This window comes from Mesotoga prima MesG1.Ag.4.2 (genome assembly GCF_000147715.2).
GTDB classification, from domain to species: domain Bacteria; phylum Thermotogota; class Thermotogae; order Petrotogales; family Kosmotogaceae; genus Mesotoga; species Mesotoga prima.
In genome coordinates this window covers 2,075,321-2,091,465 of sequence record NC_017934.1, presented here as the reverse complement: position 1 = coordinate 2,091,465, position 16,145 = coordinate 2,075,321, and the positions used below count along the sequence as shown (strand labels likewise).

Annotated in this window: 12 protein-coding genes; 6 read left to right on the top strand and 6 right to left on the bottom strand. The window is 44.7% G+C overall.

Annotated features, from left to right (window positions below):
- Nucleotides 1-165 precede the first annotated feature (165 nt).
- The 3 genes from THEBA_RS09810 to THEBA_RS09800 form a co-directional block, all read right to left on the bottom strand.
- Complete coding sequence (locus THEBA_RS09810; RefSeq protein WP_014731394.1) at nt 166-1,173, bottom strand: lipoate--protein ligase; 1,008 nt, start codon at nt 1,171-1,173, stop codon at nt 166-168.
- Nucleotides 1,154-1,993 carry a M23 family metallopeptidase gene (locus THEBA_RS09805; RefSeq protein ID WP_006488158.1) on the bottom strand — a complete coding sequence of 280 codons (840 nt, stop codon included), beginning with the start codon at nt 1,991-1,993 and terminating at the stop codon, nt 1,154-1,156. The genes THEBA_RS09810 and THEBA_RS09805 overlap by 20 nt, the downstream gene beginning before the upstream one ends.
- A gap of 217 nt (nt 1,994-2,210) precedes the next feature.
- Nucleotides 2,211-2,531 carry a hypothetical protein gene (locus THEBA_RS09800; RefSeq protein ID WP_006488159.1) on the bottom strand — a complete coding sequence of 107 codons (321 nt, stop codon included), beginning with the start codon at nt 2,529-2,531 and terminating at the stop codon, nt 2,211-2,213.
- Between the two features lie 89 nt (nt 2,532-2,620).
- Between THEBA_RS09800 and THEBA_RS09795 the strand changes: the two genes are divergently transcribed.
- Both THEBA_RS09795 and THEBA_RS09790 read left to right on the top strand, forming a co-directional pair.
- Complete coding sequence (locus THEBA_RS09795; protein ID WP_006488160.1) at nt 2,621-4,486, top strand: glycoside hydrolase family 127 protein; 1,866 nt, start codon at nt 2,621-2,623, stop codon at nt 4,484-4,486.
- A gap of 142 nt (nt 4,487-4,628) precedes the next feature.
- A complete protein-coding gene (locus THEBA_RS09790; protein ID WP_014731393.1) occupies nt 4,629-6,503 on the top strand; it encodes an alpha/beta fold hydrolase in 1,875 nt (624 codons plus the stop codon).
- A gap of 73 nt (nt 6,504-6,576) precedes the next feature.
- Here the strand turns inward: THEBA_RS09790 and THEBA_RS09785 are convergent, their stop codons facing one another.
- Entirely contained in the window at nt 6,577-7,161 is a 585-nt protein-coding gene (locus THEBA_RS09785; protein ID WP_006488162.1) for a DUF1349 domain-containing protein, read from the bottom strand.
- Between the two features lie 358 nt (nt 7,162-7,519).
- On the opposite strand from THEBA_RS09785, the gene THEBA_RS09780 reads away from it, so the two are divergent.
- The 4 genes from THEBA_RS09780 to THEBA_RS09765 are packed head-to-tail and all read left to right on the top strand — an operon-like array spanning nt 7,520 to nt 11,944.
- Nucleotides 7,520-8,560: an ABC transporter permease gene (locus tag THEBA_RS09780; RefSeq protein WP_014731392.1), complete on the top strand. Its 1,041-nt coding sequence runs from the start codon at nt 7,520-7,522 to the stop codon at nt 8,558-8,560.
- Nucleotides 8,561-8,562: 2 nt separating this feature from the next.
- Nucleotides 8,563-9,951, top strand: a complete 1,389-nt coding sequence (locus THEBA_RS09775; protein WP_236609142.1) for an ABC transporter permease — start codon at nt 8,563-8,565, stop codon at nt 9,949-9,951.
- A 5-nt stretch (nt 9,952-9,956) separates the two neighbouring features.
- The gene (locus THEBA_RS09770; protein WP_014731391.1) at nt 9,957-10,928 is read left to right on the top strand and encodes an ABC transporter ATP-binding protein; all 972 of its coding nucleotides are present in this window, start codon (nt 9,957-9,959) and stop codon (nt 10,926-10,928) included.
- Complete coding sequence (locus THEBA_RS09765) at nt 10,925-11,944, top strand: ABC transporter ATP-binding protein (protein ID WP_014731390.1); 1,020 nt, start codon at nt 10,925-10,927, stop codon at nt 11,942-11,944. The genes THEBA_RS09770 and THEBA_RS09765 overlap by 4 nt, the downstream gene beginning before the upstream one ends.
- Nucleotides 11,945-12,273: 329 nt before the next feature.
- Here THEBA_RS09765 and THEBA_RS09760 read toward each other — a convergent pair whose 3' ends face one another.
- The gene (locus THEBA_RS09760; RefSeq protein ID WP_014730612.1) at nt 12,274-13,500 is read right to left on the bottom strand and encodes a transposase; all 1,227 of its coding nucleotides are present in this window, start codon (nt 13,498-13,500) and stop codon (nt 12,274-12,276) included.
- A 1,410-nt stretch (nt 13,501-14,910) separates the two neighbouring features.
- Nucleotides 14,911-16,083 carry an iron-containing alcohol dehydrogenase gene (locus tag THEBA_RS09755; RefSeq protein WP_014731389.1) on the bottom strand — a complete coding sequence of 391 codons (1,173 nt, stop codon included), beginning with the start codon at nt 16,081-16,083 and terminating at the stop codon, nt 14,911-14,913.
- Nucleotides 16,084-16,145: the final 62 nt, after the last annotated feature.

The following is a 16,145-nucleotide window of genomic DNA, read 5'->3' as shown; positions in this document are numbered from 1 at the left end:
CTCGAACAAAATACTTATTTTTCTTCGCACTGGGTTATAAAACCCACGTGCAGAAAACCGACCGATTCTAATAGTTTGCAGTGTTCTAGAACACAAATTTGGTCATAAATAGACTCCAGATGATTATTTTGATCGGATGAGATATGTGGTCTCTAAGCTGACGGATTAAATGAAGTCAGTTATCCCAAGCCAGTTAATGATGTCATCCCGTTCGATGTATCTAGGAAGGTTGTTAAGAGCTTTTAAAATACTTGATCTGGAGAATTCAATATTCTTAAGCCCACGTCTCAGTTCCTCAATGAAATCTACATCCATTGAATCAGAATATACTGTCACATCCACGATTTTTCCCTTTCTGGATGTAAACAGGAGTTCAATACCTCCCCACTGAAACCTTTTGCTTGCTCTGAAATTGAATTCAGGATTTCTCCCCAAAAGCCATTCCTTTGAAGAATATTTCTCATAAAGGTCTCCAATATCTTCCGACTCAATTACCCTTTCAAAGTCTAGAACACTGACTATCTGGCCGTACTCCTCAATGAAACCTCTATACATTGCCTTTTTCATTGTGTCAATGGTTAAATCCGGTTTCATTTCCTTGAGATTGACAACTCTCGACACAACTGATTTAACTCCCTTGGATTCGATCTTTTCCTTTGAGACATTTAGATATTCGGAAAGCTTTCCGGTGTCTACGTCTATCAAAATTGTTCCATGGTGATAGGAGGCAAATTGCCCATGATAGAAAGCATTTCCTGAGAACTTCTTTCCGCCCGCCAAAATATCGTTTCTACCACTGAAATGTGCTTCAATTCCTAGTTCCTTTACAGCATCTACAATTACAGAAAGTTGCCTGTGGAGGTTGTATTCCTTTCTCGGCATGAGAAACGTAAAGTTGAGGTTTCCAAGATCATGATAGACAGCCCCACCGCCAGACAATCTTCTTGCCAGTCTTCCACCATCCCTTTCAAGATTGTCGAGTCTGCATTCCTGCCATGCATTCTGATTTCTGCCGATTACCACCGTTTTTTCGTTCTGCCACAGATACAGCACGCTGCTATCGCGGGCGTACGAATTCAAAAGGTACTCTTCAATGGCAAGATTCAACCAGGGATCAAAAGAGTTTGATTCAACGTATACTGTGTTTGTAATTCTATCTACCCCCAACGCCAAGGCTATCTGCTTCTCTTCTAACGTACATGTAGTTTATACCTGTAAGATAACTTCTTGGATTCCTGCATTGATCATTGGAATCGATAATCTCGAAATGCAGATGAGGTCCCGTAGCTCTCCCGGTTTCTCCCACTCTACCGATTAACTCTCCCCTTAGCACTCTCTGACCAACATATACACTGATATGATTCAGGTGTGAATATCTTGTTTTGCTGCCGTCATAATGTTGGATTATTATGTTCAGTCCATACCCACCGCTTTCCTGCGCCTCCATTACCATTCCATCCTTGGAGGCAAAAACGGGCGCATCTTTTTGAACTGCGATATCTATACCGGAATGAAAGGTAGAAACTCCGGTAAAGGGATCCTTTCGCCAACCAAATTCCGAAGAGATCTTTCCATATACCGGCCAGGTAAACTGCGTACCAGGATTAATACTTCCGCAGACATTTATTGATTCAAGCGGGATAAACAGCCTTTGTCCAGGATAAATTACCGAGGTACATTTCAAACCATTTGCAGCCATGATTTCTTCGGCAAGAGCAAAGAAAAGCTTCGCGATGAAGTCAATTGAATCACCATACTGAACTTCATAAAAGAAACCGTCTCCAGTAGGAAGATTTATGAATTCCCCAGGTTCAAGCTGACGAGGATTGGCGATGCAGTTCAGGTCGAGTACTGTACTGATTCTCAGATTATAGTCTCTGATGATGTTGAACAATCTGTCGCCCGGCCTAACCAGGTATCTTATAGAACCTACTCCGCAAGCGTTCGCAAAAATAAACAAAACATAAAGAATCAAAGCAAACTTGGCTTTCATGAGAACCCCCAAACCGTATTTTTGTCCGCAACTAAGAAATCAATTAATATAAGATGTTGTAATAATCTTAATAATATCACAGTGTGTATCGTCAGAAGAAGCTGCAAAGGAACCTCTTTTATTTGGAGAAATATCGACCACTTCTGACCAACATAAAACTGAACATATTTGGATCTTCTTAATGGCTCAAGTTAGGATCAGACCTAATTCAAGAGAGTCATTCAATCTCCTCAATAAAAGGAATGTCTCCAAGATAATCCCCCGTTTTTTCCAAACCGTCGACTCTTATGAAAACTCCCTTGTCAGTTTCAATCTTTCTAAGTTGCCCTCCTCTTTTCCAGTTCCCCTTCGCGTCTTTTGTTATAAGACAAAACACAAATACGTCGCACTTATCGATTATTTCTTCTCGCGTCCATTCTTCCCCATAGTCGTGAGACTCTCCAATATTCGGATGAATCAGCGCTGCCTCGAGTAGCCATGTACCATTTCTATCCGAATAGCTCGCAGCTGAAACCCAATAGTCTATTTTCTCGAACATGGCAAAATACCTCCTTACCTAAGGATACAAAAGTGTGACCGTTTTCTGCTACTCTTGACAAGAGAGGATCTTCTTTGGAGGTGAGAACAGTGACATTCGTGAATGACACGTCACGGTCACCAAGAGCGCAAGTAAGGCCCCTGGCTATCGAGAAAGTGGAACTACAGGGGTTTGTCGGAAGATATCAGGGACTCATGAAGTCTACCAGTTTGCCTATGCAATACGAGTATCTGGAGTCAACTGGAAGAATAGACAACTTTCGAAAGGCAGCAGGGAACATGGAAGGGAGCTTCACCGGCTGGTTTTTCAATGATTCCGATGTTTATAAGTGGATAGAGGCGGCGTCTTACTCTCTTTCATATAACGAGGACCCCGAAATTCGTGCCAGAATTGAGTCTTTGATAACTCTTATAGAAAAGGCACAGGAGATAAGCGGTGACGGTTATATCAACACTTACTTTGTTGGCCAGAAGGCGGGGGAAAGATGGAAAGATTTGAAGAACATGCACGAACTCTACTGTGCGGGCCATCTTATCCAGGCAGGTATAGCCAACAAGAGAGCCTCTGGTGACGAGACGCTGTTCAAGGTTTGCGTAAGTGCTGCCGACAATATTCTTGACAGCTTTAGAGATGACGACTGCAAAGTGACCACAGGCCATCCCGAGTTAGAGATGGCAATGATCGAACTACACAGAGAAACAGGCAATCGCGACTATTTGAAATTTGCTCAGATGCTTATCGACAATCGCGGTAGAGGTTATGTTGGCGGCGATGAGTATCACATAGATCATGTACCGTTCAGAGAACTAAAAGAGCTTACCGGTCATGCGGTTAGGATGCTGTACTTACTGGCGGGCGCGGCAGACATATTTCTTGAAACTGGAGACGAGACCCTGCTGGCAGTCCTTGAAAGACTATGGATCGATCTCACAGCAAGGAAGATGTACGTTACTGGTGGCGCCGGCTCAAGATACGAGGGAGAATCCTTCGGAGAAGAGTTCGAATTACCCAGCAGAAGAGCTTATGCGGAAACATGTGCTGCAGTTGGAAATGTCTTCTGGAACTGGCGCATGTATATGATATCTGGTGATGCCAAGTACCTGGACCTATTCGAGCAGTCTTTCTATAATGGAGTGTTGTCGGGAATTTCGCTTGATGGTAAACGCTACTTCTATGTCAATCCTCTGGAAGACGCAGGTAAACGCGAGCGAGAGGAATGGTTTGAATGCGCGTGCTGTCCTCCAAACATCGCTAGATTGCTGACCTCTTTCGGAGGTTATATCTATGGAACAACTCTGAACGAAATCAGGGTCAATTTCTACGAAGAGAGCAAAGCCACAATTCCTTTTAGAGACGGAGAAGTTTCCATTATTCAGAAAACTTCTTATCCACACTCTGAAGAAGTGCAGTTAACTGTTGCTACTGATCTGGATACTGAGCTCTCTATTCTCCTAAGAATTCCTGAATGGACCGAAGGAGAATTCGAAGTGCAGGTCGATGGCATAAAACAAAAACTTCGTCCAGAGAAGGGATTTGTGCGGCTGGAAGGCAACTGGAAGGGAAAGACTGAAGTATATCTGGCCCTTCCGATGCGCATTCGATTGATGACCGCCAACCCTCTTCTTAGGGAAAACACTGACAAAGTCTCGGTCCAAAGGGGGCCTCTCGTTTACTGCGCAGAAGGTGTTGACAACCCGGATTTCGATGTAAGAACCTTGTCAGTGCCTTCAAGAAAGAACTTCGAAGTCACACAGAGTGATGCACTGCCAGGAAACCCAGTAATTCTTAGTGGGAAGGGAGTCGCCTTTGATCTGGATGGATGGGAAAAGAAGCTATACAACCCCCTTGGATCAGTGAAGAGCAAGGGCAACAATGTTAGATTTTCTCTTGTTCCATACTACGCCTGGAATAACAGGGGAAAATCGACAATGTGTGTATGGTTGCATGTCCACTAGGGAAAGCTCCATCTATTATTCTTTGGGAACTCAATGCTGTGAATTCAAGCAACCAATAAGATCCATAGACGGACTTTTCGAAATCGCGAGTTCATTGAAAGGAGCGTTCTTACATCTGTTTTGTGGCAGGAGAGTGTCTTATTTGCGTACTTTCTTTGTGATCATAATATTAGCTTTTTCAGCGAGCTGTCTAGCTTATGAAGGGCAGATTCTATTTAGCGGAAACGAGATCCATTATGAAGTCGAAGAAGCCGATGGAGAAGTGGTTATCCTGATTGGCGACGGTCCAGGCTTCAGCAGTTCTTATATGAAAGGAATACTCAGTGGAAGGAAGACTTTGAGATACGATCAGCTTGAAAGTGGGAGTTCAAAGAATCACTCGGATGTAGCTATTGATTTTCAATACTTTGTTGCTGAACTCGCTTCACTTATTTTTTCGCTCGAAATAAACTCTTTTCATCTTCTTGGCCATGGATTTGGATCAGCAATCGCCGTTGGATTTGCCCTTACAAATCCTGAAGGACTGCTCAGTCTTGTAATGATAAATCCAAGATTGAACCTCCCTGCAATCGATTCCGCATTATCCGATCTAGCCGATGGTGAATCGTCTCAGAGTTTCGACAAGTTCTATTATTTGTTTGGGGATGGTCCCACATCTGAACTGAAGCCGGTACTTTCCAGAGATATTATAAACGAGGAAATCTATAACCTGTTTTGGGGAGAAACCCCTACCTTCATTAGTGGAATTCTTAGAGGACATGATTTTTCCTCAGGACTTTTAGACATTAACCTACCGATTCTTATCTGCTCTGGATTAAACAGCTTTCCCGGCGCCAAGAATCTCTTAACGTTTCAAGAGGGGTCTCCAAATATAGAATTTGTAACGTTCATGAACAGCGGACATCTACCTATGTTTGAAGAGAAGAAAGCCTTCAAAACCATTGTGGAAGATTTCCTTCAAAGAGCCGAAGAAAACTTTGGTCATCAAGGACAACAGGAAATGAATCTTGATGACATGTCGGAAGTTCCAGGAGATATGGTATTCGGATGGGAAGATCTTGAGAAAGTTCACGAACTTCACGTTGGAGATGATTTTTCCGTGAAGCTTCCTTCAAATCGAGGTGCAGGCTACTTCTGGAAAGTCAAGAGTTTAGACGAAAACTCTATAAGACTGATTTCGGATCCATACTACGAAGAGCTTAAGGAATCAGGCGGTGGACGCGACGTCTTCGATTTCCGGGTAGTTGGATCTGGGAAGTCTTCCATTGAGTTTTCCTTTGGTTCATTGTGGGAGGAAACTTCAATAAGGACGTCTTCATTTTCTATTAATGTAGAAAAACCCAACATAGATCCGATAATTATTGATTCTTCAGATGTGGGAAAAACTATTGTAGTCGGTCTCAATGAACCTATAGAGGTTATTCTCGATTCCCCTATTGATTCCGGATTAAGATGGCGTATCTCTGCCACCACTCCTGAAGTACTCCGACAGCCAAGAGAAAATGAAGTGAAAATTACGGAGCCATCGCCGTATTCAGCCGGGAAAGTTGCACAAACCTTCTACTTTGAAGGCATGAATTACGGGCAGGCTAGGCTTAGGTTTGATTATGGCAGTCTGTGGGAAGATGTCGCTCCCGAGAGAACTTTTGAGGCTACAATAGTCGTTGCAGAACCCGTTAGGGAATATGTTTTTGTTCAGGATTCCGACTATGGAAGAACGATTTCAATAAGGATCGATCAAACGGTCTTGGTTAGATTGAAGAAAGGCAACGAAGAAGATTGCGAATGGCAACTTTCTTCATATTCGGCAGTAGAACCTGTTGGTGACATCACTGAAGTAGAGTATATGGGTGTAAGGTATTCAGTGTTTCGATTAAAACCCACAGACTCAGGAGATTCTATGCTTGAATTTCTCTATTTTGAAGGCGAAAAAAGAAGGGAACAGGTTGATGCCTTCAAAATAGGCTTGGTAATAACTGAAGAATCTGGTCAAGAAATGTCGCCCGATCAAAAATAGATAACCTCACTTCCGGCGGAGAAGGCTAAATTACCGGATCAGTCTCGGATCTCCTTGATATCCTTCGAGAGGGCTATCTGCAGTTCAAGGAGATTTCATCGAAGACTACTCTGTAGCCACTTCCTCTTGGACTACAGCAATAAGCCCCCACCATAACTGGAAGTTTGCAGTCGTCTTCTATTAGTCTTGCCAGCCGGAGTTGAACCCACTCATCCTGCCAAGCAAAAACTGAGTAGTCAGATCCCTTTCTGTCGACTTTAACTCTTAGGCTCCTTGTTTCGCAAGATACATCTTGAGTCGACCAGTCTGAATAGCCAGAGTTAGTAACAACGGCACCTAGTTTGGATGGGGCACTTCCTTCAAACTCAATAGAGCTCTTCAACCAGCAGGAAGGTGAGACCCTCACCATGACTCCGGCCTGATCGTATTGATTGACCGGGAAGAACTTCGCGCCAAGGACAAACGAGAAATCTTCCATTAATGGGACAAAAAGAAAATGGCCGTTGTCGTTTCTAAATCCGTAATGCGTTCTTTGCCAGAAATCGGTAGATTCTTCTGATTCCACTATCAGGTTACCATCCTGCAATTCCCAGCGCTTCGGTTCATTCAGCCATGTGAAATGCTTAATTGTTCCCTCGCCAAATGAAGAAAGCTGCATGACATTTCCTCCCTTAGTCTCTTGAACTATACCGTGCAACACAACTGATTATTTAACAGTGAGTATATAATTGTTATGTACCGTAACCCATCATATCTATTTGCATTTGTCGGCAGAACTATTTGTTATCATTGTTTATGTTGTGTTGTGGGTGTGATTTACCTCTGACCACTGTGTTTTCAATCGATTCACAACACCAATGAACTTTTCTCATAGGCGAGATCTTTTCGGCTATGAAAGCTCGTAGACTTAATAAGGATAACATATTCTTTCTACTTGTCATTTGTTTTTGGGAAATACACGTTTTTGAATCCCAATAGAGATCGAACAGAATTTTGCTTGTTGATCGAGGTGAATTATGTACTGGAAGTATGCAATTAAGAGAGTGCTCTATGGGATACTTATGTACGCGATCTTGGTTTTCATTTTCTCTGCTCTGTTCAATACGGTAATGGAACAGACCCTAAGAGCGCAAATTGAAGAACAGATCAGAGGAGAGACTATGCGGATGACCAGTCTGAACGAGAGTCAGCTGGAAGACTACGTTATTAATCGAAGAAACGATCTGTACTCACTGTACCGCCTAACAAGACCAGTAGCCGAAAGAATTCTCTGGCGAACCTGGGACACCCTCACTTTGAATCTTGGTAATTCGACAATCATTAGATCCTCCAATGGAAGCAGAAGCGTATGGGATGTCGTTTCAGAAGCTATACCGAAGACCATTCTTCTCTTCTCTGTTGCAATGCTGGTGGACATTGTTCTCGGCCTTCTTCTGGGACTGAAAAAGGCACAAAAGGCCGGAGGACTACTGGACAAAAGCACTTCAGTTGGAACCATGGTGGTCTTCGGTATGCCGTCGTGGTGGCTGGGAATGATTATGATCATGTTCTTCGCCTATGGAGTAAAGATCTTTCCCTCCGGTGGACTACACTCGACTCCACCGCCAGAGGGAATTTCGTACTTCTTCGATCTTCTGTATCACCTCGCGCTCCCAGTACTTACGCTTGTTGTTATCGGTTTCTGGGGAAGGGCCTTTCTTACCAGAAACATCGTTCTCGGAGTACTTCAGGAAGACTACATAATGGCGGCAAGAGCAAGAGGTATCCCTGAAAGGAAGGTTCTCTACGGACACACTATGAGAACTTCTGCACCGCCGATTGTTACAATGTCTCTGCTGGCATTGCTAGCTTCTGTTGGAGGAAACATTGTCTACGAGGGAATTTTCTCCTGGCCAGGAATGGGAAACCTTTACTGGATAGCTTTGCAGCAGAATGATGTTCCAGTTCTTATGGGAAACCTCGCGATAACTACCGGCTTATATATCTGTGGTCTAGTCCTTCTAGATCTCATTTATGGCCTACTTGATCCAAGAATCAAGGTAGGTGGTAAACAATGACTATGAGTGATTTAAGAAGATCGGCAAGCGATTTCTGGAAGGAATTCAGAAAGGTTAGGTCGGGAATGATTGGTCTCATATTTCTCGTAGTATTTATCTGCATCCTAATCTTTGAACCTATCATCGTACCATATCCCGAAGTCAACGAGAAGTGGAGAGATATTACCTATTGGCAGGATCTTCCTTCCAGTGCACCTCCTTCGTGGATTAATCTCTTTACCTCAAAGAAGCGCGCGGTATCGGAGACTATCGAGAAGTATACCTTTTCCGAAACCCTTGCCGGTGCAATGAGAATACAGGAGTATGTTTTTGAATATGATTACTCCGCGTCTGTTGCTCCCTCGGATGTCGTGTTTCATGCTTCTGGAGTCGGCAAGCCAACTGTGGTTATCTCTATCGAAAGACCGGACGGCCTTTCAGTTGATTTGTACAGAAAACAGCTTGAAACCTCTCCAAGTCAAGATGCCAGGGTCTCAATCGATAGATCGGCCCAAACATCGGCGATGAATTTCGGCAAGAAATACTCCCCTTCTGAAGGAGTCCCTCTCCAAACAATCAAGACTACCGATGTGTTATTCTCGAAAGCCCAGGAGGGAATATTCAGAAATCCTGAGCCGCTCGTTGGAACATACAGACTCAAAGTAACACTTCTACTGCAAAAGCCAGACGAGAGGATCGACAATGTCTTTATCAGCATTGCGGGCAGAGTACATGGGATTCTGGGGACGGACAACTCGAAGAGAGATATCTGGAGTGGAGTAATAGCCGGAGTGAAATGGGCCATGCTCATCGGGCTCCTCACGGCTCTTGTTTCGGTTTCCATAGGTGTCGTTTACGGTGTCATCAGTGCTTATGTTGGAGGCTGGAAGGATTCTTTAATGCAACGTATATTCGAGATATTCATAAGCGTTCCCATGCTTCCCGTACTCATTGTCATGAGCGCTGTCTTTAAGCCTAATATCTGGGTGATGATTGGAATAATGTGCATCTTCTACTGGGTAGGACCGGTGAAGACCGTCAGGAGCATGGGACTCCAGATCAAGGAAGAGACTTATATTGAGGCCTCCAGGGCTCTTGGAGCCTCCAATACGAGAATAATCTTCAAACATATGGTTCCTCTGCTTATCCCCTACGCCTTCGCTTCAATGGCCCTCAACGTACCGGGCGCAATTGTCGTAGAAGCCACGATAAGTCTTTTGGGCCTTGGAGATGCGACGATCGTAACCTGGGGGCAGATATTACAGGCTGCTAACAGCGGAGGCGCGATGTTGAGCGGAATGTGGTGGTGGGTAGTACCGCCGGGACTGGCGATAGCCTTCATGGGGATGACATTCGCATTTGTCGGGTTCGCAATGGACAAGATACTTAACCCGAAACTGAAGACGAGGTAATGAATATGGATAACATATTGACTGTAGAAAACCTCAAGCTTTACTACTACACGAGCAAAGGTGTCGTGAAGGCAGTTGACGATATCTCCTTCACACTGAAGAAGGGTGAAACTCTTGGCCTCGTTGGAGAATCAGGCTGTGGAAAGACAACTACAGGTTTCGCCCTTCTCAAGATGCCCACTCCCCCGGGTAAGATTGTCGGAGGAAGGATAGAGGTAGACGGTATCGACATTACTCCCCTGCGTGAGAATGAAATGAGAAGGAATATACGCTGGGAGAAGATTTCCATGGTATTCCAGGGCGCAATGAATACCCTCACTCCCGTATACACAATAGGCAAACAGATGATGGAGACCCTCCAGGAACACAGAGAGATGGAAAGAGACGAGGCGAGAAAGAGAATAGAGAAGTATCTCAACCTCGTTGGACTCTCAGGCGATATAGTGAAGAGATATCCCCATGAACTCTCGGGAGGAATGAAACAGAGAATCGCTATTGCTACCGCCCTCTTTCTGGAACCTAAGGTTATAATCTGTGATGAACCCACGACCGCTCTGGATGTTATTGTACAGGCCCAGATAATAAACCTTCTCAAAGACTTAAAGGAAAAACTCGACCTTTCATTCATCTTCATAACTCACGACCTTGCAACAGAGGCAGAGGTTTCAGACAGGATAGCGGTGATGTATGCAGGAAAGATAGTGGAGATAGGAACAAATCAACAGATATACGGAGAACAGGGTCCCTGTCATCCATATACGAGAAACTTGCTCGCCGCCACTCCAAGACTACATGAAAGGGTGAGTGAACTCTCGTTCATCCCGGGTGCTCCTCCGGACTTGCTAGAGCCTCCTTCTGGCTGTAGATTCCATCCCAGATGTTCCCTGGCCATGGATAAGTGCAAAGAAGAAGAACCACCCCTAATAGAGATAGAAGATGAACACATGGTGGCCTGCTGGAGGTGTGAGAAGAGATGAACGAAAACATAATTGAAGTCAAAGACCTTCAGAAATGGTTCCCCATAAGAAGAAACATATCCCAGTTCTTCAAGGGAGAACACAACTACGTCAAGGCAGTTGACGGAGTAACCTTCTCGATAAAGAGGGGCGAGATATTCGGTCTAGTTGGAGAGTCCGGTTGTGGAAAGACCACTACGGGAAAACTAATCATGAAACTCCTAGAACCCACAGGCGGGACAATGTTCCTAAACGGAAAGGATGTAACTCATATAGAGAAAGATGAACTGAAGATTTACAGAAGGAACGTACAGATGATCTTTCAGGACCCATACGCTTCAATGAACCCTCGATTCAAGATAAGGGATGTCATGGAGGAGCCTCTAATAATACACAAACTCGGAGAAGACAGGGATGAGAGAATGAAGATGATCGAGAAGGCTTTAAGGGAAGTCAAGCTCAATCCTCCAGATGAATTCCTTGTGAGATATCCCCATATGTTATCCGGGGGTCAGAGACAGAGGGCAGCTACCGCGAGGACTCTTCTTCTAAACCCCGAGCTTCTCGTTGCGGATGAACCGGTATCCATGATAGATCTCTCAACTAGGGCCGAGATACTTCACATGATGAAGGAAGTGCAGAGAGACCTTGGTCTTACCTATCTCTACATAACACACGATCTCTCCACTGCGAGATACTTCACCGACAGGATAGCCGTGATGTACCTTGGAAAGATAATAGAGATAGGAGATCCAGATGATGTTATAGACAATCCAGTTCATCCATACACAAGGGCTCTCATCGCTGCCGTATGCGAACCGGTAGCGGGAAAGGTAAACAAACCGAAGATAGTACCGATAAAGGGAGAGATCCCCTCTGCCGCCAATATTCCAAAGGGCTGCAGATTCCATCCCAGATGTCCTTATGCAAAAGAAGAATGCTGGGAGAAGGAAGAACCTCAGCTTCAGGAGATTGAAGATGGTCACTTCCACGCCTGCAGAAGATGGAAGGAAGTAGCTGATGAAAACCGAGGGTAGAGGTTGGTGGTTGGGGGTCGGAAAGAGCAAAGGAATTGGTTGGCCGTTGAATGGTTGTCCGTTCACCGAGAAGAGCCGCTTCCCGCTAGCTAAGACACGCTGAACGCTGAAAAGAGCATCGTGATTCTGAATCAAGTTCAGAATGACGCGATGTGAGGTTTTCGCAATCAAGTAATACTGTCATCCCGAACTTGTTTCGGGATCTGGTTTTAAGAACGAACAACCTGGACGCGTAGCGTTGGAACGAAGAACCGTTCTTCTCGAAGGACGGGTCCTTGCTCTTGGGCTTCTACTATGTCAACAGTTATAAAAAAGGCAGACTGAAAGGATCAAGCAGTAGACCGGCAGGTAGCTACTGAAGATACTTTCAGCGAGTATTCAGGCTTCTGTTTTCCCTCCTTTTTAGAAGGAGTATAATCAGAAAGAGGATTCCTCTTGAAGAATTTCTCTTCTGAGTAGGGAGTCAAATCCCTAAGCATGGCGAAGGCGATTTTGAGGATGGTGTTCGCCAATGCACGGAGGGCATGAGCAGAGCTCTTGCCCTCGCTCTTTTTGTTGTCGTAGAATCTTTTCATCCATTTAGAGCTATTTGTTGCAGCAAGACTGGCTATATGAAGAGTCCCTCTGAGATAGTGATTGCAGTTACTTCTCATCTTGGTGGTGTTCTTGTTACCGCTTCCATAGTAAGTCGGAGTAGTTCCCGCGTACCTTTGAAGGTCTCTGTAGGAACTGAACTTGTGTGTTAGGTAGGCAACTATGAGCTGGCTGGCGATTATTACTCCCACTCCAGGTAAGGTGAGAAGCACACTGAATTCGCTTTTCTCAATGATTTCTTTCATCTGCTTGCCTATCTCTTCCTTCATCACTTTCTTCTCCATAGCGTACCTTGAGAAAGCGACTATCAATGTCCTTATGGAAGCTGGCACATATCTTTCAAGCGCGATTTTTCTGAGCTCCTTCAGCTTGCTTTTGAGATTGCTATTTATCAGGAAACCCATCTCTTTAAGCTTCAGGAGTATCTCTTTATCAGACATTGAGAGAAAGTCTTTTGCAGTAGGACAGATGGATATAAACGCCAGTTTTCTGGCGGAAGTGCCACTGAAAACTTCTTTCACCTCCGGCCAGTACCTTTCAAGGTATGCATCCAGCCTTCCTATATCCTGCATCATAGATACATTTATCACAGCGTTCTCTTCAACCAGTACATCCAGCTCAAAAGCTATCCCTTCCCTCTTCACTTGCAAACACCATTCGGGGTTATGCTCATAGGTCATCGCTATTACCTTCGAATCAATGAAATCGCTCTTGCCTTCTATCACGAAGAATGACCTGGCTTCGCTCGATCTCCTGCTTGGAAGTATGTACACCTGCCTGTTGTTCCTTAGAAGATAATCGACGATCCTGTTATTGCCATCCTCAATAACATAGACCGCCTCCTTTATCTTCAGAAGCTTCGCGAAATCTTCTTCCTTGTTCCTTAAAACTAACTTCTTACCCTGGTGCAAAAGATAACAGTAATGCTTCTTTCTTCCCCAATCAATTCCAACTATCTCCATAACTGCACCTCCGTTGCTTGTTTGGCAGTTTGTTGAGTGTTTCGTTTACCGCTGTTTTGGTCCTGAAGCATTCCTGCTCCGGATATTCTACTATCGTTCCTGAACACTCTTGGATGCAAGATGTTCTTGCCCCACTGGGCCTCGCAGGCTATAACGAAGGACTGGACTTATCTTGCATCCCCTGCCTCTCTTATTCTAACAAACAACGAAGGACCAAGGACGGCTCTTCACAGCGCTCAAAGTCTCTCATGCTTTCAACTTGGAACTGAGAACTTGCAACTGATCTTTTAGCGTACAGCGGTTCTTAGGATAGAGATGCTGAAACAAGTTCAGCATGACGCCGAGAACGGGGTTCGATTACAGGGTCGGGGTCGTTAACAGAAACGGCAATCATTTCAGGGGCTCACTGGAACTGAAAAAATTATCCAGACAGCGGCTTCAAGAAGCCCCTCACTCTGTCATCCCGAACTTGTTTCGGGATCTGCTCTTGAACCAATTGAAGATGCGAGTTCGATGTTGCTGGTTGAAAAAACTTGAGGCCGAGATTCTGAATCAAGTTCAGAATGACGTGATGTGACGTTCTCAGAATTATCAAACACTGTCATCCCGAACTTGTTTCGGGATCTGGGTTTTGGAGAAACCGTGGTTGGAGGTGACAGGTAGGGGGTTTGTAAGACCAAGAGAAACTGGTTGAGCAGTTCTCCGTTCGTCGAGGAGAAGTTGTTCGTTCCAGAGAGAGGATCTGTTCTTCATGCTCTTTCGAAGGACGGGTTCTTGCTCATGAAGGACCAAGGACTGCTTTTCACAGCGCTCAGAGTCTCTCATGCTTTCAACTTGGAACTGAGAACTTGCAACTGATCTTTTAGCGTACAGCGGTTCTTAGGATAGAGATGCTGAAACAAGTTCAGCATGACGCCGAGAACGGGGTTCGATTACAGGGTCGGGGTCTCGTTAACAGAAACGGCAATCATTTCAGGGGCTCACTGGAACTGAAAAAATTATCCAGACAGCGGCTTCAAGAAGCCCCTCACTCTGTCATCCCGAACTTGTTTCGGGATCTGGTTTTAAGAACGAACAACCTGGACGCGTAGCGTCGAAACGAAGAACCGTTCTTCTCGAAGGACGGGTTTCATGATCTCGAAGGACCAAGGACGGCTCTTCACAGCGCTTAGAGTCTCTCATACTTTCAACTTGGAACCGAGAACTTGCAACTGATCTTCCCGAAGAACCAAGGACGTTTTCTTCTTCATTATCCTTACCGCTCTGATTCTGGAAATGTTCTAAACGGTCCTCGTAAGGAAGAAAAAACGAGGGGCAGACTGATTCAATCCCCCCGTTCTTCGGTATTTAGCGAGAGATCCTAAAAGATCAATGTTCTCTCCAATCTGGATTCCATTTGGCAGCTACAAATCAATAAGACATTTCCAATATCCTTTCCAGATCTTTGGTTTTCAGGTTACCAGGTGTCACTTCGACAAGAGCTCCCATTGTTCTCATAGCATCCTCAGCAAGTCTACCAAGCATAGACTTCTCGACTCCAAGATCCTTAAGCGTAATGTCTATATCCACGCTTTTCTGAAGCCTGTGAATTAGTTCTATTGACATTTTCGAGAGCTTATCGATATCTACTTCACTTTCAGGAGCTCCCATAATTTGAGCTACTCTGGCCAATCTCTCTTTTGTATGAGGCCTTATGTAATCAAAGAATGCAGGGCCGGTTGCGCAAAGTCCAGCTCCATGGGTAGCGTTATAATGGGCGCTTATAGGATGCTCAATGGAATGATTTGCGATGCAGCCCGAAAGTGTTTCGCAAATTCCTGCGGCTGTACTTGCCCATGCGAGGGCTGTTCTAGCTTCGATGTTGTTGCCATCCCTGTAAGCTATGGGTAGATAATGATTTATGAGCGACATGGCTTCCAGAGCAAGAAGGTCTGACGTTGGTTGATGATTTGTATTTATGTAGGACTCGATTGCATGATAGAAAGCATCCATTCCGGTTGCCGCTGTTTGATAGGGCGGAAGAGTCTTCATAACCTCGGGATCGACAATAGAGACAGTAGGAAAAGTTTGGTCAAATCCGACACCTATCTTCTCGTCAGTTTCAGTATTGGTTACCACTGCAAAGGGGTCTGACTCGGTTCCGGTACCGTGAGTAGTGGGAATAGCGATAACAGGTAGCGCCGATTTGGGAATTCTTCCTCCCCCAGATCCAGTGTAATCCCAGCATTTACCGCCATCCTTAGCGACCACGGCTATTAGTTTTGCCGAGTCTACGGGGCTTCCCCCACCGAGACCGATGATCAGATCGCATCTTTCATTGTTTGCAAACTCAGCGCCTTTATCAACCGTAGATGAAAGGGGATTTGGGACTATCTCATCAAATACGGCCGTTTCTACTCCATTCTTCTCTAGAATAGCTATTACCTTGTCAAGAAGGCCAGTCTTTTTCGTACTGCTCTTACCCGTTACAATTAGTGCCTTCTTGCCCAAGGACTTTGCAAACTCTCCAACTCTGTTTAATGATCCAACACCGAACACTAGCCTTGTCGGCAAAAAATACTCGAAATTCGAAATCCTATCCACTTCATTAACCTCCTCAATGTCTATAAATCGAAAACAAATTGTTGATTTAACTCACATTACAG